General features: G+C 38.0%; 39 protein-coding genes. All 39 read right to left on the bottom strand.

Going from position 1 to position 25811, the window contains the following annotated elements; translation table 11 throughout:
- Positions 1 to 72 precede the first annotated feature (72 nt).
- The 39 genes from MHB55_RS12000 to MHB55_RS12190 all read right to left on the bottom strand — a co-directional run bounded on the left by MHB55_RS12000 (position 73) and on the right by MHB55_RS12190 (position 25703).
- A complete protein-coding gene (locus MHB55_RS12000) occupies positions 73 to 333 on the bottom strand; it encodes a hypothetical protein (RefSeq protein WP_340863292.1) in 261 nt (86 codons plus the stop codon).
- A gap of 66 nt (positions 334 to 399) precedes the next feature.
- Positions 400 to 687, bottom strand: coding sequence for a hypothetical protein (locus tag MHB55_RS12005; RefSeq protein ID WP_340863293.1), 288 nt, complete (start codon positions 685 to 687; stop codon positions 400 to 402).
- Positions 688 to 948: a hypothetical protein gene (locus tag MHB55_RS12010; protein ID WP_340863294.1), complete on the bottom strand. Its 261-nt coding sequence runs from the start codon at positions 946 to 948 to the stop codon at positions 688 to 690. It lies immediately after the preceding gene.
- Between the two features lie 13 nt (positions 949 to 961).
- Positions 962 to 1780 carry a phage tail protein gene (locus MHB55_RS12015; RefSeq protein WP_340863295.1) on the bottom strand — a complete coding sequence of 273 codons (819 nt, stop codon included), beginning with the start codon at positions 1778 to 1780 and terminating at the stop codon, positions 962 to 964.
- Between the two features lie 18 nt (positions 1781 to 1798).
- Positions 1799 to 2377 carry a putative phage tail protein gene (locus tag MHB55_RS12020; RefSeq protein WP_340863296.1) on the bottom strand — a complete coding sequence of 193 codons (579 nt, stop codon included), beginning with the start codon at positions 2375 to 2377 and terminating at the stop codon, positions 1799 to 1801.
- Positions 2374 to 3465 (bottom strand): baseplate J/gp47 family protein, encoded by a 1092-nt coding sequence (locus MHB55_RS12025; protein WP_340863297.1) that lies wholly within the window; start codon positions 3463 to 3465, stop codon positions 2374 to 2376. Before MHB55_RS12025 ends, MHB55_RS12020 begins: the two co-directional genes overlap by 4 nt.
- Positions 3462 to 3875 carry a DUF2634 domain-containing protein gene (locus MHB55_RS12030; protein ID WP_340863298.1) on the bottom strand — a complete coding sequence of 138 codons (414 nt, stop codon included), beginning with the start codon at positions 3873 to 3875 and terminating at the stop codon, positions 3462 to 3464. The genes MHB55_RS12025 and MHB55_RS12030 overlap by 4 nt, the downstream gene beginning before the upstream one ends.
- Positions 3875 to 4201, bottom strand: a complete 327-nt coding sequence (locus tag MHB55_RS12035; protein WP_340863299.1) for a DUF2577 family protein — start codon at positions 4199 to 4201, stop codon at positions 3875 to 3877. Before MHB55_RS12035 ends, MHB55_RS12030 begins: the two co-directional genes overlap by 1 nt.
- Positions 4202 to 4216: 15 nt before the next feature.
- Entirely contained in the window at positions 4217 to 5290 is a 1074-nt protein-coding gene (locus tag MHB55_RS12040) for an XkdQ/YqbQ family protein (protein ID WP_340863300.1), read from the bottom strand.
- Positions 5287 to 5949, bottom strand: coding sequence for a LysM peptidoglycan-binding domain-containing protein (locus MHB55_RS12045; protein WP_340863301.1), 663 nt, complete (start codon positions 5947 to 5949; stop codon positions 5287 to 5289). Before MHB55_RS12045 ends, MHB55_RS12040 begins: the two co-directional genes overlap by 4 nt.
- Positions 5946 to 6179 (bottom strand): hypothetical protein, encoded by a 234-nt coding sequence (locus tag MHB55_RS12050; RefSeq protein ID WP_340863302.1) that lies wholly within the window; start codon positions 6177 to 6179, stop codon positions 5946 to 5948. Before MHB55_RS12050 ends, MHB55_RS12045 begins: the two co-directional genes overlap by 4 nt.
- The gene (locus tag MHB55_RS12055; RefSeq protein WP_340863303.1) at positions 6176 to 7792 is read right to left on the bottom strand and encodes a hypothetical protein; all 1617 of its coding nucleotides are present in this window, start codon (positions 7790 to 7792) and stop codon (positions 6176 to 6178) included. Before MHB55_RS12055 ends, MHB55_RS12050 begins: the two co-directional genes overlap by 4 nt.
- Positions 7793 to 7939: 147 nt before the next feature.
- Positions 7940 to 8329, bottom strand: coding sequence for a phage tail assembly chaperone (locus MHB55_RS12060; protein WP_340863304.1), 390 nt, complete (start codon positions 8327 to 8329; stop codon positions 7940 to 7942).
- A 53-nt stretch (positions 8330 to 8382) separates the two neighbouring features.
- On the bottom strand, positions 8383 to 8808 hold the full coding sequence (locus MHB55_RS12065) for a phage tail tube protein (protein WP_340863305.1): 426 nt from the start codon (positions 8806 to 8808) through the stop codon (positions 8383 to 8385).
- Between the two features lie 24 nt (positions 8809 to 8832).
- On the bottom strand, positions 8833 to 9879 hold the full coding sequence (locus MHB55_RS12070; protein ID WP_340863306.1) for a phage tail sheath subtilisin-like domain-containing protein: 1047 nt from the start codon (positions 9877 to 9879) through the stop codon (positions 8833 to 8835).
- A gap of 20 nt (positions 9880 to 9899) precedes the next feature.
- Positions 9900 to 10361 carry a hypothetical protein gene (locus tag MHB55_RS12075; RefSeq protein WP_340863307.1) on the bottom strand — a complete coding sequence of 154 codons (462 nt, stop codon included), beginning with the start codon at positions 10359 to 10361 and terminating at the stop codon, positions 9900 to 9902.
- Positions 10358 to 10780 (bottom strand): hypothetical protein, encoded by a 423-nt coding sequence (locus MHB55_RS12080; protein WP_340863308.1) that lies wholly within the window; start codon positions 10778 to 10780, stop codon positions 10358 to 10360. Before MHB55_RS12080 ends, MHB55_RS12075 begins: the two co-directional genes overlap by 4 nt.
- Positions 10780 to 11124, bottom strand: coding sequence for a hypothetical protein (locus MHB55_RS12085; protein WP_340863309.1), 345 nt, complete (start codon positions 11122 to 11124; stop codon positions 10780 to 10782). The genes MHB55_RS12080 and MHB55_RS12085 overlap by 1 nt, the downstream gene beginning before the upstream one ends.
- Position 11125: 1 nt before the next feature.
- Positions 11126 to 11518, bottom strand: coding sequence for a hypothetical protein (locus tag MHB55_RS12090; RefSeq protein ID WP_340863310.1), 393 nt, complete (start codon positions 11516 to 11518; stop codon positions 11126 to 11128).
- Positions 11519 to 11543: 25 nt separating this feature from the next.
- Positions 11544 to 11681 (bottom strand): hypothetical protein, encoded by a 138-nt coding sequence (locus tag MHB55_RS12095; RefSeq protein WP_340863311.1) that lies wholly within the window; start codon positions 11679 to 11681, stop codon positions 11544 to 11546.
- Between the two features lie 51 nt (positions 11682 to 11732).
- Positions 11733 to 12545 (bottom strand): N4-gp56 family major capsid protein, encoded by an 813-nt coding sequence (locus MHB55_RS12100; RefSeq protein WP_340863312.1) that lies wholly within the window; start codon positions 12543 to 12545, stop codon positions 11733 to 11735.
- A gap of 13 nt (positions 12546 to 12558) precedes the next feature.
- The gene (locus tag MHB55_RS12105) at positions 12559 to 13152 is read right to left on the bottom strand and encodes a phage scaffolding protein (protein ID WP_340863313.1); all 594 of its coding nucleotides are present in this window, start codon (positions 13150 to 13152) and stop codon (positions 12559 to 12561) included.
- A 92-nt stretch (positions 13153 to 13244) separates the two neighbouring features.
- The gene (locus MHB55_RS12110; protein WP_340863314.1) at positions 13245 to 14168 is read right to left on the bottom strand and encodes a phage minor capsid protein; all 924 of its coding nucleotides are present in this window, start codon (positions 14166 to 14168) and stop codon (positions 13245 to 13247) included.
- A gap of 303 nt (positions 14169 to 14471) precedes the next feature.
- Positions 14472 to 14669, bottom strand: coding sequence for a hypothetical protein (locus MHB55_RS12115; protein WP_340863315.1), 198 nt, complete (start codon positions 14667 to 14669; stop codon positions 14472 to 14474).
- Positions 14669 to 16189, bottom strand: a complete 1521-nt coding sequence (locus MHB55_RS12120) for a phage portal protein (RefSeq protein ID WP_340863316.1) — start codon at positions 16187 to 16189, stop codon at positions 14669 to 14671. The genes MHB55_RS12115 and MHB55_RS12120 overlap by 1 nt, the downstream gene beginning before the upstream one ends.
- Complete coding sequence (locus MHB55_RS12125; protein WP_340863317.1) at positions 16190 to 16642, bottom strand: phBC6A51 family helix-turn-helix protein; 453 nt, start codon at positions 16640 to 16642, stop codon at positions 16190 to 16192. It abuts the gene before it with no gap.
- A gap of 32 nt (positions 16643 to 16674) precedes the next feature.
- Positions 16675 to 17007 carry a hypothetical protein gene (locus MHB55_RS12130; RefSeq protein ID WP_340863318.1) on the bottom strand — a complete coding sequence of 111 codons (333 nt, stop codon included), beginning with the start codon at positions 17005 to 17007 and terminating at the stop codon, positions 16675 to 16677.
- An 11-nt stretch (positions 17008 to 17018) separates the two neighbouring features.
- Entirely contained in the window at positions 17019 to 18779 is a 1761-nt protein-coding gene (gene terL, locus MHB55_RS12135) for a phage terminase large subunit (protein WP_340863319.1), read from the bottom strand.
- 100 nt (positions 18780 to 18879) lie between these two features.
- Complete coding sequence (locus tag MHB55_RS12140) at positions 18880 to 19380, bottom strand: BC1881 family protein (RefSeq protein ID WP_340863320.1); 501 nt, start codon at positions 19378 to 19380, stop codon at positions 18880 to 18882.
- A 799-nt stretch (positions 19381 to 20179) separates the two neighbouring features.
- Entirely contained in the window at positions 20180 to 20335 is a 156-nt protein-coding gene (locus MHB55_RS12145) for a hypothetical protein (protein ID WP_340863321.1), read from the bottom strand.
- On the bottom strand, positions 20336 to 20755 hold the full coding sequence (locus MHB55_RS12150) for a transcriptional regulator (RefSeq protein ID WP_340863322.1): 420 nt from the start codon (positions 20753 to 20755) through the stop codon (positions 20336 to 20338).
- A 16-nt stretch (positions 20756 to 20771) separates the two neighbouring features.
- Positions 20772 to 20906 carry a hypothetical protein gene (locus tag MHB55_RS12155; RefSeq protein WP_340863323.1) on the bottom strand — a complete coding sequence of 45 codons (135 nt, stop codon included), beginning with the start codon at positions 20904 to 20906 and terminating at the stop codon, positions 20772 to 20774.
- Positions 20907 to 20919: 13 nt separating this feature from the next.
- Entirely contained in the window at positions 20920 to 21459 is a 540-nt protein-coding gene (locus MHB55_RS12160) for an ERCC4 domain-containing protein (RefSeq protein ID WP_340863324.1), read from the bottom strand.
- A complete protein-coding gene (locus tag MHB55_RS12165; protein WP_340863325.1) occupies positions 21456 to 21887 on the bottom strand; it encodes a hypothetical protein in 432 nt (143 codons plus the stop codon). Before MHB55_RS12165 ends, MHB55_RS12160 begins: the two co-directional genes overlap by 4 nt.
- A 173-nt stretch (positions 21888 to 22060) precedes the next feature.
- On the bottom strand, positions 22061 to 24457 hold the full coding sequence (locus tag MHB55_RS12170; RefSeq protein ID WP_340863326.1) for a phage/plasmid primase, P4 family: 2397 nt from the start codon (positions 24455 to 24457) through the stop codon (positions 22061 to 22063).
- A gap of 47 nt (positions 24458 to 24504) precedes the next feature.
- Positions 24505 to 24663, bottom strand: a complete 159-nt coding sequence (locus MHB55_RS12175) for a hypothetical protein (protein WP_340863327.1) — start codon at positions 24661 to 24663, stop codon at positions 24505 to 24507.
- A 46-nt stretch (positions 24664 to 24709) separates the two neighbouring features.
- The gene (locus tag MHB55_RS12180) at positions 24710 to 24835 is read right to left on the bottom strand and encodes a hypothetical protein (protein ID WP_340863328.1); all 126 of its coding nucleotides are present in this window, start codon (positions 24833 to 24835) and stop codon (positions 24710 to 24712) included.
- 1 nt (position 24836) lies between these two features.
- A complete protein-coding gene (locus tag MHB55_RS12185) occupies positions 24837 to 25451 on the bottom strand; it encodes a dUTP diphosphatase (RefSeq protein ID WP_340863329.1) in 615 nt (204 codons plus the stop codon).
- Between the two features lie 54 nt (positions 25452 to 25505).
- Positions 25506 to 25703, bottom strand: coding sequence for a hypothetical protein (locus tag MHB55_RS12190; RefSeq protein ID WP_340863330.1), 198 nt, complete (start codon positions 25701 to 25703; stop codon positions 25506 to 25508).
- Positions 25704 to 25811 lie beyond the last annotated feature (108 nt).

Consider the following 25811-nt stretch of genomic DNA (forward strand, 5'->3'; position numbering starts at 1 on the left):
CACCCCTTCCGGCATCATCTCACCCCTTTTTATATAAATAAAAAGAACGCCCAGTGTGGACGTCCTCATTGATTACCCTATAGTGTTAAGCATTTTTTGTGTACAAACTTCTTTAATTTTAAATTCAGGATTAATATTAGTTACTTCAAACCATGGTATGTGAACATCTCTACCAAAAGAAGTACATGAACAACGCACTAAGGAAGTTTTTTCATCCAAGGAAACGCTGTAAACGTCCCAATACCAAATCATTTCTTTACTTGAAAAATCATTTTTCGTTGTGTGCTTGGTTATTAAAAGCTGATGTAACAGTGGATATAGTTTTGATTCCATTATTATCCCTCCCTCTATCATCCACAATTCGACAAAAGAGGGAGGAAATCCTTTAACTAAAATTAACTATGCTTCAGTTGTTGGTTGTTCTACAGAATTCATATCAATAGGCGGTAAATACTGTGGGTCTTCTGGACCTTTTAATGCCAATGTATCGTCATGTTCTTGCTCTGTTATGAATCCTTTGTCTTTTGCTCTTCCGATGTAATCAATGTAAAGAGAATCTGCTGCATGTTGCATGACAGGTTGAACGTATTCCGACCGATTAGCAGCGATATTAGATAATGAATTTCTTCCTGTCATATAGACATTTGTAGTATAAGATTTTACTAAAAGAATATTCACGTTTGACATTTACATAACCCCCATATCAATTAGCATTTCTAATAATTCTTGTTGTGATTGATGACTATCTGCAACCATTTGTTCAGATACTATCAATTTCACTTTTAACTCTTGAATTTGTCTATCTTGTTCTGCAAGTAGATATTCAAGAGGGAATTTAGGAGGTAGAGGCTCGGTGTTCTTGTCTATCTCCATTTGCGCCAATTCTTCTGGCGTTAAATCTACCTCTTCCATTTTTCCTGTTTGAGGATTATATACAAGTTTTTTCATGGTTTATTCACTCCTATTTGTAACCTATTACCATTATTCTTGAACCTGCTTTTACAACCGCTCCACCACTATGAGCGACACTAATTTTATTAATTCGTTCTGTTACATTTTGCCATTTTCCGCCTATATTAAGAGGTTGTTGAGTTCCGGTATATACCGTACTCATTCCGTTAAACATTTTCCATTTTGACGCGTCATTGTTGCTTATTGTGAGAACATTAAAACCTACTCCACTATTAGTAACAGCAATTCCGCTCAATGGAATCCCTGTGCTAGCATTAGTATTGTTCGAAAAATACGAACTGCTAGCATCATCGTTAAATCTAAGAAGAAAATTTGAAGTTCCACCGTCCGTTGCAAGAGGTTCGACGAAAATTTCATAGTAATCATAACCACCTATGTTAGGAATATCGACTTTCACAGTGTCACTAGGTACTGTTATATTCGCCAGTAATTCACCGCCTATTTTTTCTATTTTGTTTAATGATGTTTGAAGCGCTGGGTCTAAATCCGTTTTTGGGATTCCACTTGCAGGTTTGCTATATTTTGCAAATGCAATGTCATACACTTTTTTAACCGCATTTGCTGTAGCTGCTAAAATCGTGCTAGTGCTGTTTGTTACATCACTTAATTGGACAATACCTTTTTGTGTTGTGGATGCATCCTTCACATCGGGTACACCAATAACTTTCCCACTGTCATCAAGCAAGGCAAGTCCACCTGGGACACCTGCTTTATCATCCACAGCTTGCGCTATTGCATTCATATCCCTAACAACATCTGCGTTCATATTCCCTGTTATTGTAGGCAATCCTAATTTATTTGTAGGCATACCTCATTGCCTCCTTTTCTAGTTAACTAATATTTCTTCATAGGTTAACCCTGTTTGTTTTAGATCATCGTAAGTAGTGTATTTCGCTTTCAACATATCGTAGGTTACATATGTGAAGACTAAGGTATAAATCATATGTGCTGGAATAATTTCACGTAAAGACCGTTCTAAATCACTCATATTTGGTGGTATTCCTAGTACACCAACAAACTTGATAATCACATTATAGTTAGGATTATCTTCCGTAACTTCCACATCAGCATTTGCATACGCTTCAGCTACATTTTCAATAAGTTCTCTAGTTGTTACACCAGCACCGCGAAGTTTAGAAACTACCACTGATTTACGTTGGTCGATTGGCTTATTTACATCAGTTGTTACACCAACCTCATACTCATAGGCTTTCAATCCCCATGTGGAGGACTCAACATTAAACTGATTAAGCACATCCGCAATACGAGAATGCAAAAACTCAATCTCTGTAGCTTCCGTTTCAATAATTGCTACTGACTCAACCAATTCCTCATACATCTTAGGACCATAATCAAACATCGAGCGTTTCACATCACGTTCCACTGTAGTACCTAAATATTTCATGTAAACGTCACACTCCCAACCACACCTACCTGTTCATCAGTTGGTTGAATGTTCGATGTACCACCATTTACAAGTAAATTGCTATAGTCGATGATTGGTGGAAGGTCGAGTAAGACATTTGCGATTCTTGTATATCGAATAAGTTCAGGTTGTCCAGTCAATTCATTGTCCACAAATGCTAGTGATTGTAAATACGCTTTCAAACCTTCTGTAAATTGATTGGTGACAGAAACAATATCCGCCCCAGGTGCAAGTGTTAAATTAGCAGTCACATTGATAGGTAATTCAGTAGCACCAACATATGTTACATCAGCGCCAATTGGTCGAACTGACTCCACATAAGTCTGTGTGGCAGTGATAACAGAAGGGTCAGGGCTTGTCCTTTGGTCGTCAAGTAAGATTAATTTCACTGTACCTGGGCCATTCCAAACAGGTTTAACTTTTACATCTCCCACACCTGGTACTGACTTCGCCCATTGTTCGTATTGGAAGATGTTCCCGCTTGTTGCAGGTCGTCGTACTTTTTCGTAGAAACGTTCTAGTAGTGAAGTATTTGTTTCTCTGTCAACTCCACCAGTGAATGGAGATGTATTTGTAACTGTTGCGGTTCCTGTTAAATCGCCAAGAATAACCACAATTTTATTTGCATCTACATTACCTCTAGTGCCACCTTCATCAGCAATTGCATTAACTGTGACACTTCCCCCAGTAACTACACCTTCTTCTGTAGTGTGGAAATACACAGGATTCACTTCATCAGTTCTTGCAGGAGTACCTACAGGAATAACGGTCCCTTCTTCATCCACAATAGTGAATGTTCCAGTTGACTGAATCGCTGCCTTTCGTGTAACTCCACTCCATTTCACCTTCAAATCTACAAATTCATCTGGACTATCCTCTGTGACGTTTAATCCCAAAGCGATAACATCATCCAATGCTTGATACACCTGAGCGATTTCAAATGATGCTGGGGCGGTCATGTCATGTGTAACCGAGCCTTGTCGTTTGTCGATGTTGTCGTCCACACGACCCTTCATACGATCTAAAATGACATCTTCTGTTTCACTTTCAAACTGTCTTTCTATCATACTTCCACCTCACTTTCCACCTGTTCACCATTTGTCAGCAGTACAGTGAAAGACACAAATACTTTATCGCCTTCATTTGTAACAACAAAATTAACTACATCTCTTATTCGGTCGTCATCAATGATACTTTCCTGTATCACACGAGGGATTTCTTCATCTAGCAATTCTCTCGTAACACTAGCACCAATTAAATCTTCTAACTCGCTACCATACTGATCGTCGTAAACTAAAAAACGATTCCTAGCAGTTTTTATCGCCTTCCAGATAAACTGCTGAATCGCTTCGATTCCATCTATTTTCCCACCGATATGACCGTCTAATAATGCATAAGTCAACGATGGCTCTATTGTTTGTGTTACTTCTAAAACCTCTAACTCAGCCTCTTCTAAGCTTTGTGGAATGATTGCCATTATACCACCACCTTGTCTATGACGTGATATTTCTGACCTTCATTTGTTTCTAGTACCCACACATAATCACCAGGTTTTATATAGCCTTCTTTAAATGTCAGAAGTGCTTCGGCACCGTTGATATCCACTTTTCTTTCGTGTGGAAGAATCGACTGCATAATGACAAGAGAATCCATTTCAATATCATCAGGATCTCCTTCAATACGAATAGCGAAGGGGTCAACGCTTGTTACTACCGCAATGTGTGTGGTTGAATCGACATTACGACCAAATTGTCGCATTAAAGTAATAAGCCGAGCTCCACCACTACCTTCTAATTTGCTCATGTTATACCCCTCCGTCTATTTTTCATCTTTTTCTTCCGTCTTTTTCTTTGTGGTTTTCTTTTTAGTTTTCTTCTTAGCTTTTTTCGGTTTAACTTTTTCGATACCAAGTTCTTCATCACTGATTTCAATAATTGGCATGTCCAAAGATTTACTGATATCTAATTGCATCTCATGAATACCATTACTAATCGTGTGGGAGTCCGAAGTTACATAATAACCACCTGCAAGCTTCGTCATTGGTTCTCGGACGTATATTCCACAACCTGTGATAACATCAAGAATTCCGATAGCACTAACACTAGCTTGGTCATTAATAACGTTCATTTCCTTCAATAAGGTTTCAGCACGTTGTTTAACCTGTGATTTTGTTGCATCTTCATCCATTTCCTCATAATGCTGCATGACTCCGAACAACTTTTGAGAACTTACAGATTTAGCGGTATGGGTGAATTTTTTATCCTTACCACCCACAACCTGTACCTGAGTTTTGGTTTCCTCAATTGATTGAGAATAACTAGCTTTCGTTAAGTTAGATCCTGCAGCAAGAATCCATGGAGTTACATTATTTTTGTGCTGGCGAAGTGTCAACTTTCCGTCAGTATTACCAAAGAAAAATTTCTTTCCAGTTTGTTTATAGGTTAAGACTAAAGCTTTAACCATCATGTCATACAAAGAATGATTTCGAAGGATTAATTTTGGAATTACATAACCAGTGTCTTCTATCGTTCCTATCGGAATATTAAAGTCTTTCGCTAACAACCTAACAATATCCGAAGCCTTTTTCTTTTTAAATTGACGAGTAGTAATGGATTTAAGCATGTAATAATTTCGGTCATAGCTTGTAACCGTCATATTGCCGCTATCATCAATATCTGTGGAAAATACAACGCCTATAAAAATTCTTTTGTTATCTATATAACATTGAATTACTTCACCATTGGCTATTGCAAACGCTTGGTTTCTGCCATCCACAGTATTATTGAAGTTAATGGTCAATGTACGATTAGGCTTTTCGCTATGCCCTTCCCAAGTTAAAACTTCGATAAAGTCAGCTACATCCACATCACGAATTAATAACTTAATGTTCAAGGTAGCACCAACTTTTGACCAGGTGTTAATTTATTTTTATTCTTACCGATTACTTTTTTATTAGCTTGGTAAATCTTTTCTAAGTCCGTACCGTTACCATAAACACGTTTGGCTATCGTCCACAGGGAATCACCCTTTTTGACTGTATATGTGGAACCACTAGACTTCGAGGTAGAACGAGAGGTAGAAATAGCTTTAACTGCCTTAACTGCTTTACCTTTCTTCTCAAGCTTTCTTACTATTGGTTCACGATATTCCACACAAAGCATGTTGTAATAAATATCACCCACATGACCAGCTCTTTCAGGACGAATATCAAACTGTTCAATTAATACCGGCATACTCACGTTTGTACCAGTAATCAATAATCGTACACTTTTACGAGTATCACGCCACTTTTCCATTTGCAAAACCCATTTACGCGGATTCATAAAACCGTTATATTCACAATAATTAGGGTTGTAATCACGAGGGAAAAATGACTCGAACGATACATCTTTCAAATTCCGTTCACCTGGTATAGATACTTCTCCTAAGTGAGCAACAACTATTTTATTGACCCCAAACGGAGATGTCACTGTGAACTCGGCAGGATTTACAGGTAATCGAAGATATAATCCTTCACGATCTTTTAACCAAAATTGAATCGGGTTTGTCATAGTATCAACTCCCCCTGATTCATTTGGATTCTTTTAAGTCCATAGTTTTTGATACATATTGAATTAATACGATGACCGAGAATCCTCAATCGTTTTACAACTAACTCTAATTCTTGTTGTGAAATTGACATTACTTTTTGGAGGTCTACAACTTCCAGACTATAAACATCACCCTGAGGTGAATTTAGCAGATGTGTTAATACTTGCTGACTGCGTTCAATTACTGTCATGTTGCCATCTGACCTCCTTCACTTTCAATGTATCGAGCTAATTCCATTGCAATCTTCTTAACATCCAAGTCATCACGAACATTAAATGTATTGCCAGTTATAGTAATTCCACCACTTCCACCTTTACCTTCTCGATACTCTCTTGCCTGTTGAGCGGTTAATACTTTTTCGTCTTTATGCAATACAGGTTGGTAACCGGTATAAGGTACACGATCCAGTCCACCGCTATGCGATTTTTGAGGACCGAATTTACCGTTGCTACCTATTCTGTTTTCCTTAAGTTTTTTCGTAGTTCGAGTAAATGCCCCAATTGCTTTACTTGTAGTGTTCGGATTACTAACAACATCCCATGACATGTTCCCTAATGACAATAAAGCACCGAGTTTGGAACTCTTAGCAGAACTTTTAATTCCACCTTCAATACCTTGCCATATTGCAACACCTAACTTACCTCCAAGTTCAAGGAAAGCTGGGCTGTTATCTAATGCACCAACCATAACTTCTGTAACACCCTTAGCAAAGTTGATGATTTTATCTTTTCCTCCACCGTCATACCAAGCTTGCAAGCGTTCAGCGATATCATTTACCACAAATTGTACTTTGGCTGTAAGTGTGGATTTACTTTGAAATTCAGGATCATTCATTAATCCAGCAAACCAGTCGTAAAGTTTGATTGCATTGTTGGAAAGACCACTAACCATTCGTTCAATTATTCTTCCGCCCCAATCAGAAAACTTTTTCATGTCTTCGCCTTCAAATCTATCTAAAACGCCACCTAAGAACTTACTAACCGCTTTCAGTGAAGGTTCGCCCATATCACGTAAAGTCAGTTGCATACGTTCTTTTACCTGTTGCCACATACCTAGCGCTGAACCACCCATGTCATCAATCAATTTGCTTGTCATACCGATTTTATTAAAGTACTCATCTAATTTAGATAACTGTTTGTCTAATGGTAACTTTTTGATTTCGTTCATGACTTTCTTTGGCATTTCAAAACGGTCAACAATCGATATTGCATCTCCACTGAACAATTCTCGTAGGGCATAAATCGCTCCTTCAAGTCCTTGTTGTGGATCCGATGCGACTAATCGTTCTGCCAAGTTCCACATCTTTTCTAACTGACCTAAATCTTTAGAAGCGGTGATGAACGTTTTGGAATTACCATACATCGCTTGAGAATCCAGTAATGGTGAATTGATAGCTATCTTATCTATCATTTTCATATATTGATCTGATACTTTTTTGTCATCAAACATTGCACTAATGACCACCTGTGATTGTTGCATCTTCATTGCTTCTCCCACAGTTGCATTGAATATTTTAACCGCACCATAAGCACTTGCAGCGGCTGCACCAATTGCGCCAAATCCTAAAGCTACTGGATTAAGTTTGGATAATAAACCGCCAAATCCTTTTGCAAGTCCTCCCACACCAGATACTAATCCGCTTGTTGTTCGACCAAATCTACTAAACAACGAATTATTTTGGTTCATTCGTCTGGATAGTCGTGTGGTTGCACGTTCAGTTTCATTCATCTGTCTGGTTGCTCGTCTCATCGGACCAGTCAAATTGTCTCGTAAAGTCATGCGAGCGACTAAATTAATTGCCATCTGCTTTAGCCTCCAATTCTAATTCTAGTGCCTGACATCCAAGGATGAACTTTTTCGCTCCCTCTGGTTTGTTATAAATCACATCAGGCTCCATATCGTGTCTGCGGTAGGCTTCGAATAGTAAATAGGCTTCGCCACCCGCTTTTATTAGTTTTTTACTTCTTCTATTTCCACTTCGCCATCCACAAATCCACTACATTCACCGATAGCTGTTTCTAGCAAGTCTTGTTCACCTGGAAGGAATAATTTAGCAACTGCTTGCCAAGGTTCATCCACACCAGTACTTTTTAGAACTTCAGGATCATTTAAATTAGGTTCAACTAAACATTTTGCAATGCTCATATGCGTAGCTTGTTGATTGTCATATTTCTTAGTTCGTTTATTACCTTTTCCCTCATAGTAGGTTGCTCGTTCATGTATTTCCTCAAATTCTTCATTGGTAATACCTTTAACAGTCAATACACTATCGAGGCGTTTAATAAAAACCTGTTTAGTTACATTCAAATCTGTGGATAATAATTTCTTTAATAAGTCCATTTATTTCCCTCCTAAAGGAAAAGAGCCAGCATTTCACTGACTCTCATAAAGTATTAATCTAAGTATTCTCGTCCACTGAATGTAAAAGGTGTTTCTTCAGTAACAATTGTGCCTACTTCATATTGCATTATATTTACTACATCGAATTGTACACCTTTTAACCTTACTCTTTGTTTTGTTTCCGGACTGTCTGGGTCATCTAACTTCATAATTAATTCAGTAACAAACATTGGTGACTTATCATCCAAAAATTGTCCGATTCGCTTGTTGAGCGTAGGAGTCATTTTATATCCAGTCATAGAACCTGTCCCTTTAACAGACATCGCCTTATCACCAATCCACCGAGTTCCTGCACGGGGCACTTCCTCTTTATTAATCGCAACACTTGCCTGAGCTTGTGTAATATTGGTCATCCACTCACCCTCGTGATACATATATCCATAAGATCCAGACATTACTTTTTCAGCTTGCATTACCATTTATATTTCACCATCCTTTTATAATCAGACTGTAATTGATAAGAAAATTCGTTCCATAGAATCTAACTCTCTATAACTAATAGATAAGAATACTTGGTCTCCTACAGATGGACGTATTGGGTCAAGAGTTACAACGATATCTGTTAGTACTCCATTCTGTTCAAGCGTCTCCAAGTACACCTTAATTGCAGATATAAGAGCATATTGACCGTCTTCATCGTTATTAATACGACCGATGTAATTGTCACGAGCAGTCTTTTCAATATCTGTGGCAATAGCAATACGCGCTCTAGCTGACCGGATTTTCATTTTAGATGTAGTGATAGCTGATTCAATCTTTACTTTTTCACCATCGTGAATCAGTACAAGTGAACCTTTCTTCAATGCATTTACCACTTCACTGTTTCTATATCGACGATTTACATCATCTAAAGAAACTGGCAGGTATGTGATAGAACGATTGATAGGCGTACCTGCAATAAGACCAGCAATGTAAGGAGCATATTCAGCAGATGAATATTCTTTTGAACCTACGCTACCTCCCACAGTTAAGTTGACAATAAAGTCATGACTTAAAGCTGTTGTTCGTGCATCACCCAAACTAGGATCAATATCTTCTGACGCACTGCCGCCAGTTACATACATGAACAATTTCTTTTCTTTAATATTTTGTTCAATCCATGTTTTGATATTTGCATCTTCATCCGCTGGTGGTTCGATATCCCACACGAATAAATTGAAGTCATATGCTTCAAACTTTTCTCGCATGGTGATATAGGTTGCAGCATTAGGTGTGGAAGGTACTGTGTATACCAAAACTTGTTTAGCTCCACCTTGAAGGATTAATTTAACTGGTCCAATATTGTCTAAACCAAACAATTCAAGTGCTTGCGCTTCATCTTCTACTGTGTAGAATTTATCTTCCACAGCTTTTCCACTAAATGTGTGGAGGGGCATAGCTACAATGCCACGTTCACCGCCAGTGATTTGTGCAATAGCAGCGTTTTTAAAATTTATATAGAGTCCAGGTCTGACAGGCAGAGCGGTTGGATCCCATTGTTCAATTGGCATTCTGTGTTCCTCCTTTGTTTCTAATTAATAGTTGTTTCTATCCCGTTCATCACATGGGTTATTTCTTGCATTTTAGGCGCCTGAGCGAATGTTCTTGCTGAGTGGTAACTTGCTTCAATCAAACAATAAAAGGCATGCTTACCGCTTGCTGTGCTGAATATACGAGACATTGAATGATTGTGTAGTTTGATAAACCTTCCTTGACATGGAAGTGATGCTGTTTCTTCCAATAAGGCGTCCACTTTTGAGTGATATTCCATTGCGGTAGTTCTCTTTTCAAAATGAAAAAGAAGCTGATACGTTCTCAACTTCTCGGTTATCGCTCTATTCACTTCTTCTGTGGAGGAATCAATGAGTTCAAATACTACATCAAAAAAGTTTGGTTCAGGAGGATTGTAAGAAAGGACTTTTAATGTTGGATATTTTGTTTCAAACAAATTTTCTAACGCTCGATATTCATTATCCAATGTAATCTTATTCATCCATTCCACCCCATTCTTCGTAGTTTTGAAAGCACTCTTTCAACCAAATACCTTTGCCATCTACGTTCGTCCACAGATTTCTCTAAGAACTTCTTTTCCGTTCCTGGCGTTTGCATTTCATTTCCACCTGCATCTAATTCATGAATGTAATAACCGTAGTTGAAACGACCAGCTCCACCTGTCCGGTTAATCGCATTACCAGTAACCATAATAGAACTGTCTAATCCAGCATCACGAACTTGGCCTTTAATTTGTTTTCTTAGGTTGCTACTTTTCAACGGTGCAATATTTCTAGCCTCTAACACCCAATCATCTGTTATTGCATCCATAGCCTCTTCTGCGCCTTTACCAGCTATTTCTGGTGCGCTTTCTATGGCTCTCCGCAATTCAGAAATATCTAAGTGAAATTCTCTAGCCATTACACATACACCACCGTCAATATGGCTTTACCACCGAAATTACGTTTAGGCTCAATCTTCAAAGGTGAAAAGGTTCGAGTTCTTCCGCTTTCATCGGTGTAGTTAATCGTGTCGGTGTAGAGTATATCTGCATATCCATTCAAGAATATTTGACCATTAGCAACAACTTCTGCACTCATTGTTTGATTGGCGCCTGTACCACTTGAATACTTTTTAATAAGCTCTGACTTTTCAACGAAGCGACATTTCAGCGTGAATGGAGTTGGGTTAACTGGTTCACCGTAATCGTCCACAGAAGGTGCTCTCTTCACTTCAATCGTTTGTTTTAATGGAATAATAGCCATGCTAAATCACCGTCCACATAGCTGTTTTAAGGGTTGTATTAATACCATCCAATCCGTTTTCCAAACTGATGATGTCTAATGCTGACTGTGGAATTAAATCGGCAAAATCACTAATGGTACGATTAAATTTAAACGATCCAACATCTGTGATAGAGAACGATTCCACTCCTTGCATTTGCATACGATTTGTATCGTTGGTAGCACTTGCAAGTACTGCTGCAAACTCATAAACTGCATTGTTTGGAATCAATAAATCTTTGAATTTATAAACCAATATGCGACTGGCCGTATTTAAAATACGTTGTTTCTTACTTTCATCAGCCTCTACCCAATCATCTATATCAATGACGTGTAGGTTTATATAATCATCCGCTTCCATAATTGTTACTGGCATGATCATTCCTCCTTTTCTTTAGGAGTCACTCTTTGGAATCGTCTTTTTTCGTCTGTGCCTTTTTGGTTGATGATTTCTTTGAATCATCTTTTGTTTCCGTGGGAGTTACATCTTTAGTGGTTGTTTTATTTTTACGTTTGTCTTTATGTCGATTTAATAACATGCAAAGACCTCCTTTGAAATTAAAAATGAGAAGGCGTTATGCCTTCCCTGATTATGCAGTGATTGTGATTTTAACTGCTTTAGATTCATCTTCTAGTACTACACCATAATGCTCATCTGCTGATATAACAGTTGTTTTTGCAAGGATATCACGATCAGTTTCAACTTCTACTTCACGTTTCAAGTAGATTGCTAGGGCTCCAGCTTTCACTAAATAAGCAGTACCTTTAGCTAATTTACGAGAGCGAATTACTTGAGCTCCCAATACTTCACCGAATGTTCCTGATACAAGGATTTGGTCACCTAATGCAGAACCACGAGTCCAGTTAGTAGCTGCACTATTACGAAGAACAGCTGCATCGGCTGGATTTGCGATTAATACCATTGGTGCATCATCTTCATCATTAAAGATTGATTGTGCTGCCTCCACTGTTGCTACATCTAACTTACCTGACGCTGCAGTAGTGTGGACAAGAGTAGTTGTAGCAAGAGCTTTAAGTGCATCATTATCAACTTTATTGGAAATAGACATTACTAACTGTTTACCAGCTTCTCCAATAGGGTCTCCAAATCCAGATAATCTTGCTTCATCAGTGATTTCCACTGCTTTACCTGCTTTTTTAATCGTCGCTTGTTGACTAGAAGTTGTAAGTACAGTTGTACCCATTGCTACACCCTCTGCAACATCTTCTGCATCCCCAATGTATTCAAAACGTGGCACGGTAACTGTATTACCTGCTTGTCCTACTAGTGTGTCGTCCACACGGGCAAGTGGTGCAAACCGAATTGCATTTGGTAATGTTGCTGAAATAATATCTTTTAATACTTGTGGATTTACTAAGTTTGCTAATTTTGTTTGTGGCATTTAAGTCACTCTCCTATTTTGTAGTGAGTTGTTTATACAACCCTGGGTTTTTTTCATACAATTGAGCACGTTCTGTGTAATTCATTGCACTAAATTGTTCCTTCGTAATCGTGCGATCTTGGCCACCTGGATTAGATGAACCTCCAATTTCTTTGTTAACATCTACAAACAAGAATGGTTTTGATTCTTTTAATGAATCAATTTGATTTTGCAAACCGTCTTTGACAGTTCCATCCTCATTTAACTCAACCTTCGCTTTGTCTAGTAGATTTGTAACAATGTCCACATCTTGAACATTTCCGTTAAGCGCTAGTTTAATAGCAGTAGATAGCTTTAAATCTTTCATTTCAGTTTCATACTTTTCGGTTGCAGCTTTGTTTGCATTTTGAAGTTTTGTAATTTCAACTTGTAATGCATCATTTCCAGCAGCTTTAGTTTGCAAATCAGCTAATTGAGTATCACGTTCAGCAACTTGATCTTTATATTCCTTCGCTTCTTTGATTTTTTCATCAAGACGCGCTTTTGGAACCATTGTGCCAAAACTTGAAACCACTTTATCTGCTTGCTCTTCTGTTAAACCTAATTCGATTAATTGTTCTTTATTCATATATCCTCCTACGTTTTTTACGTGTGCGACACGATAGAGTTAGTCATATCTGTTCTTTTACGTCTACAGTAATGACTGAAAAGACGAGGTTGTTAAATTTGTGGATTACGTCCTCCCACACTGATAGCCCTTTTACCTAATTCCGCTTGTTGGTTCGCTATTTTCTTCCGAACTTCTGACAAAACATCTAAGTCAATAATCGGAGAAATAACATGCTTACAATTCGGATGAAATATTTGCAAGGTTGTTCTCAGTTCATCCACAGTGGGATAATCACCTGGAGCATTCGGATCTAACTTAACGATTCTTCCTTCATGGAATCGACAAGCATCTGCCGCACCATGTGTGGAAATAATTCCATACTGTGCACCACGTTCTAATGCTTCATTGGTAGTTGCATCAATGTGGGCAGACAACATTTTTGTACGTGCTACTGTTTCCGCATAAGTCGATGGCTTCCACACTCTCCCTGCTGAATCAATCAAGCCAGTATCGAGTGCTTCACCAATATCGTTTTTCCATTGCTTCAACAAGTCGTATTTCATCGTTTGCGTACCGTTTACGCCCTGTGTAACGTTCTCCCTCATTACTCTAGCCGTTCCCTTTTGAATAGCGTTCCTGACCTTCCTAGACACGTTATTCGAGACGTTCAATAAGTCTGTTTGAGTATCTGCTACCACTGCTCTAACCAGCAAATCATTAAGTGTGGAAAATTGAACAACCTTCCTTGCTTCTTCCATACTTTCGACCAAAAATAAAGAGAACAACGTAGCCGCTGCTCCCTCTGTTACCGCTGCAGTCATCGCTGTGGAGGACCAATTGGTAATGCCTGTATTTAATTGATTTATGATAGCTTCAATATTTTTTTGAGTCGCAATTATTTCCGCACGTTGGAAGTCGGTTAGGAAAAGGCTGTTCAGTTCGATTTCTAGTGAACGTAAAGCCTTCTCATATTCTTGTACTAACCTTGAAATGTCGTCTTCAAAGTTTGGTGTTGGTATTTCTCGGATTGTCATGTGAACACCTCATTTGTGACCTTAATTCGCTGTATTAATTTAAACGCTTTGAACACCGTTTACAGTGGATTTTCTGACAAACATATTCATAACCGAACATGTCTTTTTCTTTTTCTTTTATTGGGATATGTCCTATGATAAAGCATAAAATCTTTTTCATTTCCCTCTATCCTTTACTGTAAAAATTAAATTTTACTATTTTACGAATAGCTCCGAGACGAATAGACCACCGTACCTTTCTTGAATGTGACTTCTTGAAATTGCATGGTATTCACCAACTTTCTGACATAATAAAAAGCCATCCTATTGAGTGACTTCATGTTTTCCGAGTATTTCTATTGTAAAATCTAAACTAGCGATTTTCTGTTTAACCTGTTCCCTACGTTCTTCATTGTTAGCGCCATGATTTTCTTTGTAATAATTTAAGTCAGATAAATCATCTTTTAACTTTAACTTTTGTATTTTAAGTACTTGTAATGCGTATTCAGTATTCATACTCATCACCCCTCCAAATTAAAAACCTCAGGACTAACAGGTTGCATACGTTTATCATCTTCACTAATCCGCTTCATGATTTCCTCAGCTTGCATATCATCCAACTCATCCATACGCTTAATGGCTGTTTTTTGGTCAAGAGATGGCTTATCGCCTGTACGAAGAGCATAAATTTCAGCTTCTTCCTTCTCGTTCTTCGGAATACCATCTTTCCAGTGGATTTTTGGATAAACGTCCTCGCCTTTGTACGTGCCATGTGTTTTCTCTAACTGAAAACAAGCCCAAATTGCATCACGAATAGCCTTGTCATATCCATTACGAATACGCTTCACTTTTGAAAGGATAGGCATGAACCTAGCTTTAATAGCTGCACCGTCTGAATGGCTTGTACCAGTTCCACCAGTATTCCCACCAGTGCTCATTGTTGTACCGAACAACCACTGTGGGGTTTCGGACATTTGGAAGATGTAGGCGATAAGGTAGTCAATTTCTTTGAATACAGCCTCTAATTTACCATCCCATGTGATTGCACCTGGAGTAGCATCTTCTTTCCGTAATGGAATGTATTTGCCTCCCACAGATACAGATGGAGTTTGAGTGCCTTGAACGCTTTCTAACTCTGGACCGTATAAAATAGGGTCGCTGTGTTTCAATAAAATATAATCCAACTGTGTCAATCTATCCTCTAAAGCCTGAATAGCATGTTCAACCGTTTCGACAAATCCTTTACCTTGCCAATGGTCATCCACAGAAGAATAAGGAACATGAAATACTAATGGATATTTAGCGCCAGTTTTAATAATGTCCTTTTCACGTCCGGTAGGGACCTTCTCCACAATCTTATATGTTGTGATTGGAAAATCATACGTCGTATCAATACCAGTTTCAGGTATCTCTTGCATGCGATAACGCTCATAAATAATATAGCCCGGTACGTGCTTAGCAACTTCTAAATAAGGAACTTCTCTTTTCTTCTCTTTCACCCACACGATGGATGTAACGTTATACGCCTTGATTTTCTTTATATTGCCTTCTGACGTTTCAGGAAATACTGTATCAGCTGCCGCATGTTCAATAATTGCTTCAGATTTACTTGTATCAGGAATACCATGTTCTTTCAACGCAGACATATCATGTCGTTTACCATAACGGACGATGAAAAATCCATCCCCTCTATACCCTCCACTTGTTGCGCTTTCATAGATGAGGGTGTTGACGTCGTTTTCTTCCACAATTTGATTGAGTAGTTTTTGTTCTACTGAATCGTCAGGCTTGCCACTGTCGAATGTAGGGCGGTCGCCAATCAACAAGTCTGCTGGCTTTAAACACAAAATGTAGGCTAGGTTAATCGCAATATACAATTGTTCCAACTGATCATGTTGTGGTGAGTCCTTCAACAATCTAGCCATGCGGTCGTAATTTTCTTTATGAGTACCATTAAAGTATGGTTTCAATCGATAATACTTTGCTAAACGTTCGAGATGATCTTCAGGGGGAAATGTCGCACCTGGATAAAATAAGCTCAATTATTTCCCCTCCGTTTCTTTTAAAGCTTTCATTTTTTGTAGAGATTCTAATGATTTTGCTAAATCTTCATTAGATTCTCCTCCAACTTGAGTAAATTCATTATTAATCGTAACTTTATCGTTATATAGACCTTCAATTTTAAAATACATATCCATTGCTTTCATACTCGGTTGCGTAGCGGTGATGGATTTTATTAATTGATTATATATTAGCGGTCTGAACTTGGATAAATACTCATTCGAAATTGCACTAACATATTTAGCAAAATCGCTTTGTTCTCTCCATTCCCAAAACGTTTTTCGGCTTATACCAATTTCTTCTGCAATGGCATCAAGCGTTTTTGGACCTTCGTAATCGGGGGAAGCTAACTCTTTTGCAACCAATAAGTTTGCAGCTTTAACTTTTCTAGGGCCTAATTCTGCTTCTAAAAATTCCTTTTCTGTAGGACTCATATCCTTTCACCGCCTTCCGATGTGGGTTTGTTTTAATATTGTTGTTGTAACTCTTTTATCATTTCAAAAATTTGTTTTTCAGCTTTTTTAAAACTTCCGCGCCAAATGTATACCCTTTCTCTTCCCCATCCACTTTGAATCTCTATCAAAATAGCTTTACGTTTGTTTTTAATGCCATCTTGAATGAGGCTTAAAATCTCATAAGTATATTCAAGCCCAATTACTGCATGCCATTGATATGAATTTGAAAATGGTCGTTTAGTGTAAAATTTAAACCCATCTATTTTTTCTACGCTGTCATACCAACAAGTGTCTTTGATTAATTTTACGTCAGATGTAATTAATCTTTTTAATCGTTTGTACATAAGTCCACTCCTTACGCATACATAAACTCAGGCTTCTCAATAACTCTTGGCTTTCTTCGATACACATTATCAACTGCTCCTTGCAAAGCATCTATGCTATCTACATAATCACCAAATGGATATTCTGATAGTTGGTCGATCAATATTTTATGATTATCATTTAATATCAACGTTTTGTTTTCGAACAACGGCTCTAATGACTGCATCCGTTCTTCTTTACTTGATTTATGGCTCTTTACATCATTAATCCGTGTGGTAGACAATCCAGCCTTTCGAACCGCATCCATTAGTTGTCGGTAATATTCATGCTGAGCATTTATCGTTTCCACACTGAATATGTGATGTCTAAACTGTCCTATTTTCTTCACAATAAGATCAATGTAGATGTGTGCTGGCTCTTTACTTGCATATTCATCCAACACAAACATATGACCTGTAGGTTCGTATTTTCCCACCGTGATGACAGAGTTAAAACAAGACCTTGCATTTTTGCCTTGTGCTATATCCCAGAAACCGCTAATCGTCAGTTCGTCCACAGGTATTAGTAAATCCTCATATTGCACATAGGTTCTGTCGTTTTCAATACGATAATGATATTTACCATATTTATCAGGGAAGAAATATTGTTCATCTTCAGAGAATGCTAGGTTACGATACTCGGAGTTATACGCTCGTGTACCCATATTCACTTTCTCATGCATTAACGCACGATAAGACCAACGCCAAGGCCAAGCAACTTCAACACCATCTTCTAGCTCCTGTTTATGCTCTTCATAAAACACATCCACTTCATCCATATCATCCGAGTTCGCATATACCTCGCAATATTTCTCCCACACTTCTGGATGAGTAGGCTCCGATACGACCGCTCCATGAAAACTAGCTTTAAAGTCTTTACGTTTGAGTACATGATTCAGTAACCCTGTGGCTGATACCATGGTTCCGACCAATACAATTGCTGTTCCTCTTGCTCCCAATGGAACAACCTCAGTATTGAACCAGTGCAGCATCTTTTCTCGCGCTTCTTTGGTGTTTTCATTATGTTGTGAACTGGCATCATCGATAATGACCAAGTCAGGACGTAAGGCACCATGACGAGATCCACGAAGTCGTTTACCAGATGACGAAGCTTCCATGATGGAATTTTCACTCGTAATAAATACTTCTTCGTTATCCTTTTCGTTCATCGATTGTTTTTCATGTAACAACGCACCAAAATCTTCTCTCAACAATTCATTAAATTTAAGCTGCTTATTCACCCAACCAATTAGCTTTTTCGATAAGGTATCTGTTTCCGTAACAACTAACGTATATTTCCTTTTCCTAAATACCACTTGATGCAGTGGAAAGGCATTGGAAAACGTACCCGATTTATTATGACCACGTGCAGCTGCTATTCCTAATCGTGCATCCTTCTTCGTATCATTCACATAATCACATAAATCAAAGAATTCACGATGGATAGGCGCTAACTTTTCAAACGGATCATGTAACGTTCCATCTGGTGCATGACGTATAATATTATCATCATTGTTTGGATTCGATTCATCAGAGAGATACGCATACGTGAAATACGCAACGTCTATTTCTGCTCGGTGTATTCGACTTAAACGCTCTAGCTCTTTTACATCTGCTTGTAGTATTTTAATTTGATTTTTATTTGCTTGACCGACTTCAATCAATCCTGCAATTGTCTCGGCTCGTTCAGTCAATAAATCTATTCGTTCTTGACGTTCTTGCCTGTTCAACCACTTACCAACTACGTATGCCATGTATGAGTACCTCCTTTGTGGGTTATTTGTTTGCCATCCACAGTTGATGATGACCATATAAATAACGCAGAACCATTTAAGGTAACTGCGGTGTTATATGTTAATCTCTATTTACAATTATCCTCGCTGGTCCTTCTATATCGGTACAAATACCTTGCACTCCGTTTTCAATACACAACCTAGCTTTCCCATGGTGAGGGGAGACTGTGAACTCCTCAATACCTTCACGTTTAGCTAATTCCTCGGTTAATGCTTTTGTTGAGAATATGTCCAATGAGAATGTAGTTAGTCGTGTGCCTGTGGAATCATCTACAACAACTCCAGCGCCAATAATATTTACATGTTCTTTGACTCGGTAACTTGAAGGAACAATTACTTCACTTTTATGGATAGTTGCTGAATAACCATTTTTACAGATTGCATTTTCTTGAGTTACTGAAGCAATTAGTTCTCCATCATTTTTAGTGACTGTAACTTCAAACTCTTTCAAAGCCTTAGTAGCCTCTTTCGCTTCACGTTGAACAGCCTTTAACCCTTTTATTGCATTTGATACATCCACATCTAGTTCGATTGATAATCCGCGAGAATTGTTGTCCGCCATTTTTCATCATCCTTTTCGTTTATATTTTTATACACTCAAAACTGCAACGATTCATCGCCCGCGTTGGAATCACCATTCAGATTACTTTATTGACGGTTCGTGTGCAGTTTTCAATGTATAACACCCTGAGTTAGAAAATTTATTGCGCAATTTTAGAACAGCAGTTGCAGGCTCTGACGACTAGGGGGCTTGGGGGTCGACGTTTTCAGTAACTAACCACCGCATATACTACGCCTATTCATGCATAAACATCCATCAACATACCAAATGCTGTGTATATTCCATACATTCTAGCTTAGTAAAAACTACATTATGTAAACTAACTATTATTTTAACCCTTGATATGACTGGCTTTTCAACTTGCTATGAATACGAGTTATGCAAAATTTTATACATCGTTGATTTAACGGCGTTTATCATGCTGGTACTGGTAGAAATGATGAATAAATAATGTATATTGCATGAATTTATTTATGCATGAATTATGTAAGAACGTTCAACAAGACCCCCTGAGTTTGGCAAGCCTGTCTCCGCCAGAAGTGTGCAGTAGCTGTAACTACCCCTTCGAGTTAATAATCTGTTACTTTGTGCGAAAGAATAATCCATATTTCATCCTTGATATTATTAGATTTCTATATTTCCTTGTAATGTAACATCTACATAATAAAAAGCACCCAGACAATTAAGTCCAAGTGCTTCTTTATAAGGGAGGTAGGTTTATGAGTAGTAGTCTTCAACCTAGTACTGCATATTACTACTTTATCAGGTTTGTTTGTGAACTTCGCTATACCTAACAAGTTCAGTTTTGTATTGCGTAATAAATTACATAAAACCATCCAAATATTCCATGTAGTATTGCCCACAGGATTGACTCGTTGACACTCCATGAAATGACTATCGCTAACACAACACCAAATCCAATACCGCTAGATGTTACAGTATTTTCTTTACTCATCTACACCCACCCAATCCGTTTAGCAGTTTCATCAATTAGCATATTCCTTTTACGCAGCACCTTATGTCTTGACATAAACAACTTATCCGCTATCTCTTCCCACTCATAACAATTACCTTCTTTGTCCCAGTACCGCATTTCCACAATGGTCTTCGTATCACTGTCAAGAACATGGTACATCTTGTCGATGGCCTCAATGATTTGTTTTAAATTTTGATACAACTTGTCCTCCACAAGGATTAATGCTTTTCGTTCCGTAGTTTTAGAAATACCACCAGCTGATATGCCAGTATTCACCTCTTCCTCTTTGTGTGGATTTAACAATTCCCATTCACGATATTTTAGCTGCTTTTTGTTTAGCTCATGATTCATCCAATATTCTTCTATTTTGCTAATGTCGATTTTGGTTAATGTGGTCATGTTGTTGTTCCCCCTTTTATATAAACGTTAGTATCACATCTCTGATTAGACAAAATATTCCGTACAACGAAGCCACTAATATTCCCATAAGAGCATATCCGTTCATCGTTACATCCACCTCTGCATTTAGCATCCTTCTAATCCGATTCATCCACACTCACCTCTCACAACATTCCTTTCTTCAAATACTCCTTCGCCATGTAATAAAAATGGTGATAGATATAATTCCCGCTCAACAACTTGTCCATGAATACCATGCTGAATCCATATCGGACTTCAAATGTTTTCAGACTGCCAAGTAATGCCTGTGGACTGTACTGGCTACGATATTCACCCTTTAGGATTTTCTCATACCCGTCTTTGTCTTCCACAATCAACACGAATGGATTTAAACTCGCTCGTATTAGCTCATTTTCGAACGCTGAGCGCTTATCTTTGCCAAGGTTACCTGTTATCTCATCGATACTGTTCTTGCGCTCTATACAGCCATTTAAGTACAAATCACGATGTATGCCTAATTCTTCATTGCGAGGTATGAAAGCGGAATAGTCACCAGTCTTTAATGCTTTTAATTTGATTGGTACTTCTTTCTTGCGCAAGTAATCTAAAATGTGCTGGTTTTTATTCTCCCGCGTGTCTACCACAATGGTAAGTGTTTTCAATATGGTATTGATTTCTGTATCTGTGTAATGGTAATGGATCATCTCGCACCTCTATTTCTAAAAGCAATTGCACTGTCATATATCTGTATACTCAATTCCTTTGCTCGGTCGGTTTCATAACAAAAATACATCTCGTTTATATCCTTCCAACCGTTTTGAGCTAGTTCAGCAGTCAAATCATAAAGCAAATCACACACCTCAGGAACGTCGTTCATCCACAGGTCTATGTGATGGTTATGTTCTTTCCCGCACCAATGCAAAATGGCTTTATAAATCGTCTGGTCGGTCGCATAATGTTTTTTCGTATATGTGCCTTCCAAAAAGTCTAGCAATCTAGGTTTGTATTCTTGGATAATCTCCACAAACTCAACCGGTACATTTTCATGATTGGTCAAAATCAGTCCATCTTTGGTCAGTTTTATCTCCGACTTGTACGTCGAAATTTCATCAATAATTTTCGCAGGATGCATTTTATTCAAAACCTCCCAAAAGTTACTGAGTTACCAATTGTTACTCGTTTTTCCTATAACAGAATATATAGTAATATATATATTATTTTATTATTTATTGTTATAAGGAAAATAAGTAACTATAAGTAACTCTTAAAAATTCAATATAAAACAAAGTCAACTGGCTCTAAGGCTCAAAGCACTTTGAAAGGGACATTTAAAACGTTGTCTTTAGTAACTTTCCTTAATTTTTCCTCTGATTCAGTAACTGTATTTGGTAAATATTTGTAATCTTCATGAGCCAATCCAATGCCATGAACGTAAATTTTGTTACCGGAGCCACGTTCTTTTTTCAAATTCCTAGTTTCTAGTAACCGATAAAATGTTCTATTTTTGAGTGCAAATTCACCATTTTCATAGCACCATTTTTCATATGCGGAGAACAAAACTTTCGCTTCAATCTTCGCTAACGGATTGAGAAAACATTTTTCGAATACAAACGGTTCGATGATGTCCATGTCTTCTTTGTATTTGTCAGTTGCAAGAGAAATTGATGTGGGATTATTCAGCCCCGACTTCTGCCACTTCAAACACCCCTCAATCATCCAGTTAAGTATGCCTGCAGCTTCGAGTGATAATTTCTCGGGTAGTTTTTTATCAATGGACTCTTTCGGTATGGTTACACTAAATGGTATAAGCTTGATCCGTCTCCAGATACCTTCATCAATACCTTTAACAATCGGTTTGTGGTTGGTCGTGAAGAACACTTTAAATTCTGGTGTGAACTCAAAAAACTCTTGTCTCAGGAAACGTGCAGAAATGCGTTCTCCGCCTGTTATTTGCTTTACTAGGGATTCGGATAGCTGTTGTCCTTCTTCACTCTCTATAGCACTTACAAAGCGCGCTCCTACCAATCTAGCGATATCATTGTTGATAGAACTGTCATTATTCTTTTTAATGAAAGTTTCCGAGTTAGTTTGACGGCCATAATCACCCATTAGGTTTTGAATAGTGTTGATGAATGTGGACTTACCGTTACGACCACTACCGAAAAGGAAGAACATCAATTGTTCAGAAATATCTCCTGTTAAAGAATGGCCAATCACACGCTGTAAGAAGTCGATTACTTCATAATCCGTCTGTCCATCAGGTGTTTTGAATATGCTTTCCAAGAAGTTCTCCCACACTGGACTTTTAGCGTTTTTGTCGTATTCCACGTTAGAAATTTTCGTAATCATGTAGTTGCGATCATGCTGCAACAACTCACCTGTTTTTAAATCGATAATGCCGTTTGATACATTGAATAAGAATTTATGTTTGTCGAACTCTTCACGTTCAGCTGGCACCAATGGAATCATATCTTTAATGCTATTCATACGAATGGCGCGTTTTTCACATTGTTTCGCCCATTTTTGTTCATGTTCATTGTCACTTTTGAACAGTTTACGTAACACTTTGGCTGTAATTTTTTCGATTTCACGCTTACGATCTTCTTTCCATCGCTTGCCATCCCACACATACCATCCTGCATCTCCCACATGGCGGATAACATTTCCGTAATCGTTCGCAATCCGTTCAGCATTTCCTAATTCGGTACACATGAATTTGCGACTTTTATCTTTGAATACATCATCTGTGGAAGGTGATATGGAAATGGAATATCCATCATCGAGTCCATCTAAAATTGTGGAAGATGTGCCGGCAATCGCCATGTTTATCGTGCGTTCTCCGTATGTTTCCCCACTCGAATGATGTACCTTGTCCCATTTATCACGCATAAGAGACGTCTCCCGGAACATGGAATCCATACGAGTAACACTTTTACCAGTCCAGAATGCAAGATGGTTCGCTAGTGCTAAATCAGAAGCAGACCAATCATTTTCCACTAACTTGCCATCAAATAGAGCTCTGATTTCATCCCCATTTTGGCTCCTGAACATCTTCTCCCACAGTTCAGAATTAGAAAATTTAATACCATCGTTTTGGTATTCGTTTAGATCAACAAGTGTACGAGCTTCACTGTCATCAAAATACTTTTCTAATAGGCTGGCAATTTCATCAGTACGCTCATAAATCTCATTGGCATTTTCACGATTTCCTGTGAAGGTAAAATAGCGGCCGTGTGAATATACTTCTAATCCAAGTTTGTCATTTTTCCGTCCAGTACCTAGAAATCCCTGTGGAAGACTGCCCTTCACAATCACATGAAGTCCCGTTTTACTTGGCGAAAATTCCGTATAACTGTCCAGTAAATCGATGATTTCATTACCGAAATGATTTACAATTCCTACGTCATCTTGTTGAACAACACATCCATCGATGTCTATTCCGATATAGTTATCTCGTTTAGAAAAGACAAATCCAATGCCATCGTAATTGTGTTCTAAATAAAACTTAACCGCTGTTGCAAACGTGGACCAGGTCCTTGGATTGTTCGTCTGCGCTTCATCACCACTTACTTGATAAGGCACTTTCGTAAGCTTTTCTTTACCGCCTTTACCTTCTTTTTTCTCGAATTTCCACACGATCCATTGAGGGAGATTTCTTAACTCAGGTGGTATGTCGTTAAAGTTGTAGTTATTTTTTTGCATGTCTGCCCTCCTTAATTTGTTGCTTCGCATTTTCTACGTACTATGAATTACTCTTCTTCAAAACTATACCTAGAAATTATTACTTCATCACCAATGTCATTTTCAACAATCAATAGGTTGCTACCTATCGTTACTGTATATGCTTCATACACATTCCCTTCTGTAATGTGAAGTGTCTTATTATCCTTCAAAGCCTTCATTTTCACTTTTATTTCCTCCTTGTTTAGTTCGCTTTATGTTCTCTAGTACGTCCTACTCCATCAACCGGTCATACTCCCCATTCAATTCCTCATCACTCATGTGGAAGAAATACGCTTCCGCTTTACCAGTCATGAATACTAGTAGTTCGATAAGGGTTAAACGTTCAACTGGCTTCATATTAATAACCTGTATTTTGTCTTTCGTGATTGATTTCATTTTTCTCGTAATACGCTTCCTCTATTTGCTCCCATGTGAAGCCAAGCATTTCGCCAAGACCTATAAAAGTTTCTAATAACTCTAGAAATTTGGTTTCAAAAGGGTTTCTATATAATTCAGCAGCCATCTCGTTCAAGGCAATAAACTGAGTAATTATTGAATGGTAGGTTATTCCTTCAAAAATCCAGTCATCTGTATCCAGTTTTAATTCCAACCCAATCGACAAGATGAAATGTAAGCAGTCGACGTATTCTTCTAGGAGTGGATTCTCCCCTTCGAAAACTCCTGTACCCTCGCACGCATTACAAGTTATTTTATTTACTCGATTTTTGGCATTTTTAAAAGTGTTGTAATGACCACCATGACCTCTACAAATTTCACAAGTTATTTTTGTCCGTGGCTCCTGGTCATTGCTCCAAAACTTCCATGTACGTTGTTCATTAGCCAGCTCACCTAATTCCACTTGTAAAGCTAGTACCTTTTTAGCTAGACGTTCCTCACCCTCAACTCTCGGATGTTCTTTTTCAATACGTATATCAAGCACTTTTTGTGTTTCAAATAATTTATTTAGATTCAAATTAGCATCTCCTATTTTTAAAATATTTCCACAATTTATCCACAATGTTTATAACTACTTAGCTTTCTTCTTTAAATTCTGATTAGCCCGCATATGACTTGGATGCTGCACTACATATTGTTGCTTGTTAAATCGAATGAGTGTGGCAGTCCCTTTCTTTTCTTTGATGATTTCTACTGGAGCCAAATTAGATGTGATCATTTTCAAAAACTGTGATTCTTGAATGCTTGTAAAATCTTCAGTGATTGTCAATTTGGTCACTCCTTTAGGACGCTTTATTTACGAACTACGCAACAGTTCCTTCACCTAAACATTTGTCGCATTCTTGCCAATCTGAACCGTCATTGTTAGGGAAGAACC

The organism is Psychrobacillus sp. FSL K6-1267, from assembly GCF_038003265.1.
Taxonomy (GTDB): Bacteria; Bacillota; Bacilli; order Bacillales_A; family Planococcaceae; genus Psychrobacillus; species Psychrobacillus faecigallinarum.

What these genes read in the sequence shown, in the direction of transcription:
- MHB55_RS12000 (WP_340863292.1), bottom strand. Translation starts at nt 333, where the DNA reads ATGGAATCAAAACTATATCCACTGTTACATCAGCTTTTAATAACCAAG.
- MHB55_RS12005 (WP_340863293.1), bottom strand. Translation starts at nt 687, where the DNA reads ATGTCAAACGTGAATATTCTTTTAGTAAAATCTTATACTACAAATGTC.
- MHB55_RS12010 (WP_340863294.1), bottom strand. Translation starts at nt 948, where the DNA reads ATGAAAAAACTTGTATATAATCCTCAAACAGGAAAAATGGAAGAGGTA.
- MHB55_RS12015 (WP_340863295.1), bottom strand. Translation starts at nt 1,780, where the DNA reads ATGCCTACAAATAAATTAGGATTGCCTACAATAACAGGGAATATGAAC.
- MHB55_RS12020 (WP_340863296.1), bottom strand. Translation starts at nt 2,377, where the DNA reads ATGAAATATTTAGGTACTACAGTGGAACGTGATGTGAAACGCTCGATG.
- MHB55_RS12025 (WP_340863297.1), bottom strand. Translation starts at nt 3,465, where the DNA reads ATGATAGAAAGACAGTTTGAAAGTGAAACAGAAGATGTCATTTTAGAT.
- MHB55_RS12030 (WP_340863298.1), bottom strand. Translation starts at nt 3,875, where the DNA reads ATGGCAATCATTCCACAAAGCTTAGAAGAGGCTGAGTTAGAGGTTTTA.
- MHB55_RS12035 (WP_340863299.1), bottom strand. Translation starts at nt 4,201, where the DNA reads ATGAGCAAATTAGAAGGTAGTGGTGGAGCTCGGCTTATTACTTTAATG.
- MHB55_RS12045 (WP_340863301.1), bottom strand. Translation starts at nt 5,949, where the DNA reads ATGACAAACCCGATTCAATTTTGGTTAAAAGATCGTGAAGGATTATAT.
- MHB55_RS12050 (WP_340863302.1), bottom strand. Translation starts at nt 6,179, where the DNA reads ATGACAGTAATTGAACGCAGTCAGCAAGTATTAACACATCTGCTAAAT.
- MHB55_RS12055 (WP_340863303.1), bottom strand. Translation starts at nt 7,792, where the DNA reads ATGGCAATTAATTTAGTCGCTCGCATGACTTTACGAGACAATTTGACT.
- MHB55_RS12060 (WP_340863304.1), bottom strand. Translation starts at nt 8,329, where the DNA reads ATGGACTTATTAAAGAAATTATTATCCACAGATTTGAATGTAACTAAA.
- MHB55_RS12065 (WP_340863305.1), bottom strand. Translation starts at nt 8,808, where the DNA reads ATGGTAATGCAAGCTGAAAAAGTAATGTCTGGATCTTATGGATATATG.
- MHB55_RS12070 (WP_340863306.1), bottom strand. Translation starts at nt 9,879, where the DNA reads ATGCCAATTGAACAATGGGATCCAACCGCTCTGCCTGTCAGACCTGGA.
- MHB55_RS12075 (WP_340863307.1), bottom strand. Translation starts at nt 10,361, where the DNA reads ATGAATAAGATTACATTGGATAATGAATATCGAGCGTTAGAAAATTTG.
- MHB55_RS12080 (WP_340863308.1), bottom strand. Translation starts at nt 10,780, where the DNA reads ATGGCTAGAGAATTTCACTTAGATATTTCTGAATTGCGGAGAGCCATA.
- MHB55_RS12085 (WP_340863309.1), bottom strand. Translation starts at nt 11,124, where the DNA reads ATGGCTATTATTCCATTAAAACAAACGATTGAAGTGAAGAGAGCACCT.
- MHB55_RS12090 (WP_340863310.1), bottom strand. Translation starts at nt 11,518, where the DNA reads ATGCCAGTAACAATTATGGAAGCGGATGATTATATAAACCTACACGTC.
- MHB55_RS12095 (WP_340863311.1), bottom strand. Translation starts at nt 11,681, where the DNA reads ATGTTATTAAATCGACATAAAGACAAACGTAAAAATAAAACAACCACT.
- MHB55_RS12100 (WP_340863312.1), bottom strand. Translation starts at nt 12,545, where the DNA reads ATGCCACAAACAAAATTAGCAAACTTAGTAAATCCACAAGTATTAAAA.
- MHB55_RS12105 (WP_340863313.1), bottom strand. Translation starts at nt 13,152, where the DNA reads ATGAATAAAGAACAATTAATCGAATTAGGTTTAACAGAAGAGCAAGCA.
- MHB55_RS12110 (WP_340863314.1), bottom strand. Translation starts at nt 14,168, where the DNA reads ATGACAATCCGAGAAATACCAACACCAAACTTTGAAGACGACATTTCA.
- MHB55_RS12115 (WP_340863315.1), bottom strand. Translation starts at nt 14,669, where the DNA reads ATGAGTATGAATACTGAATACGCATTACAAGTACTTAAAATACAAAAG.
- MHB55_RS12125 (WP_340863317.1), bottom strand. Translation starts at nt 16,642, where the DNA reads ATGAGTCCTACAGAAAAGGAATTTTTAGAAGCAGAATTAGGCCCTAGA.
- MHB55_RS12130 (WP_340863318.1), bottom strand. Translation starts at nt 17,007, where the DNA reads ATGTACAAACGATTAAAAAGATTAATTACATCTGACGTAAAATTAATC.
- terL (WP_340863319.1), bottom strand. Translation starts at nt 18,779, where the DNA reads ATGGCATACGTAGTTGGTAAGTGGTTGAACAGGCAAGAACGTCAAGAA.
- MHB55_RS12140 (WP_340863320.1), bottom strand. Translation starts at nt 19,380, where the DNA reads ATGGCGGACAACAATTCTCGCGGATTATCAATCGAACTAGATGTGGAT.
- MHB55_RS12145 (WP_340863321.1), bottom strand. Translation starts at nt 20,335, where the DNA reads ATGAGTAAAGAAAATACTGTAACATCTAGCGGTATTGGATTTGGTGTT.
- MHB55_RS12150 (WP_340863322.1), bottom strand. Translation starts at nt 20,755, where the DNA reads ATGACCACATTAACCAAAATCGACATTAGCAAAATAGAAGAATATTGG.
- MHB55_RS12155 (WP_340863323.1), bottom strand. Translation starts at nt 20,906, where the DNA reads ATGAATCGGATTAGAAGGATGCTAAATGCAGAGGTGGATGTAACGATG.
- MHB55_RS12160 (WP_340863324.1), bottom strand. Translation starts at nt 21,459, where the DNA reads ATGATCCATTACCATTACACAGATACAGAAATCAATACCATATTGAAA.
- MHB55_RS12165 (WP_340863325.1), bottom strand. Translation starts at nt 21,887, where the DNA reads ATGCATCCTGCGAAAATTATTGATGAAATTTCGACGTACAAGTCGGAG.
- MHB55_RS12170 (WP_340863326.1), bottom strand. Translation starts at nt 24,457, where the DNA reads ATGCAAAAAAATAACTACAACTTTAACGACATACCACCTGAGTTAAGA.
- MHB55_RS12180 (WP_340863328.1), bottom strand. Translation starts at nt 24,835, where the DNA reads ATGAAGCCAGTTGAACGTTTAACCCTTATCGAACTACTAGTATTCATG.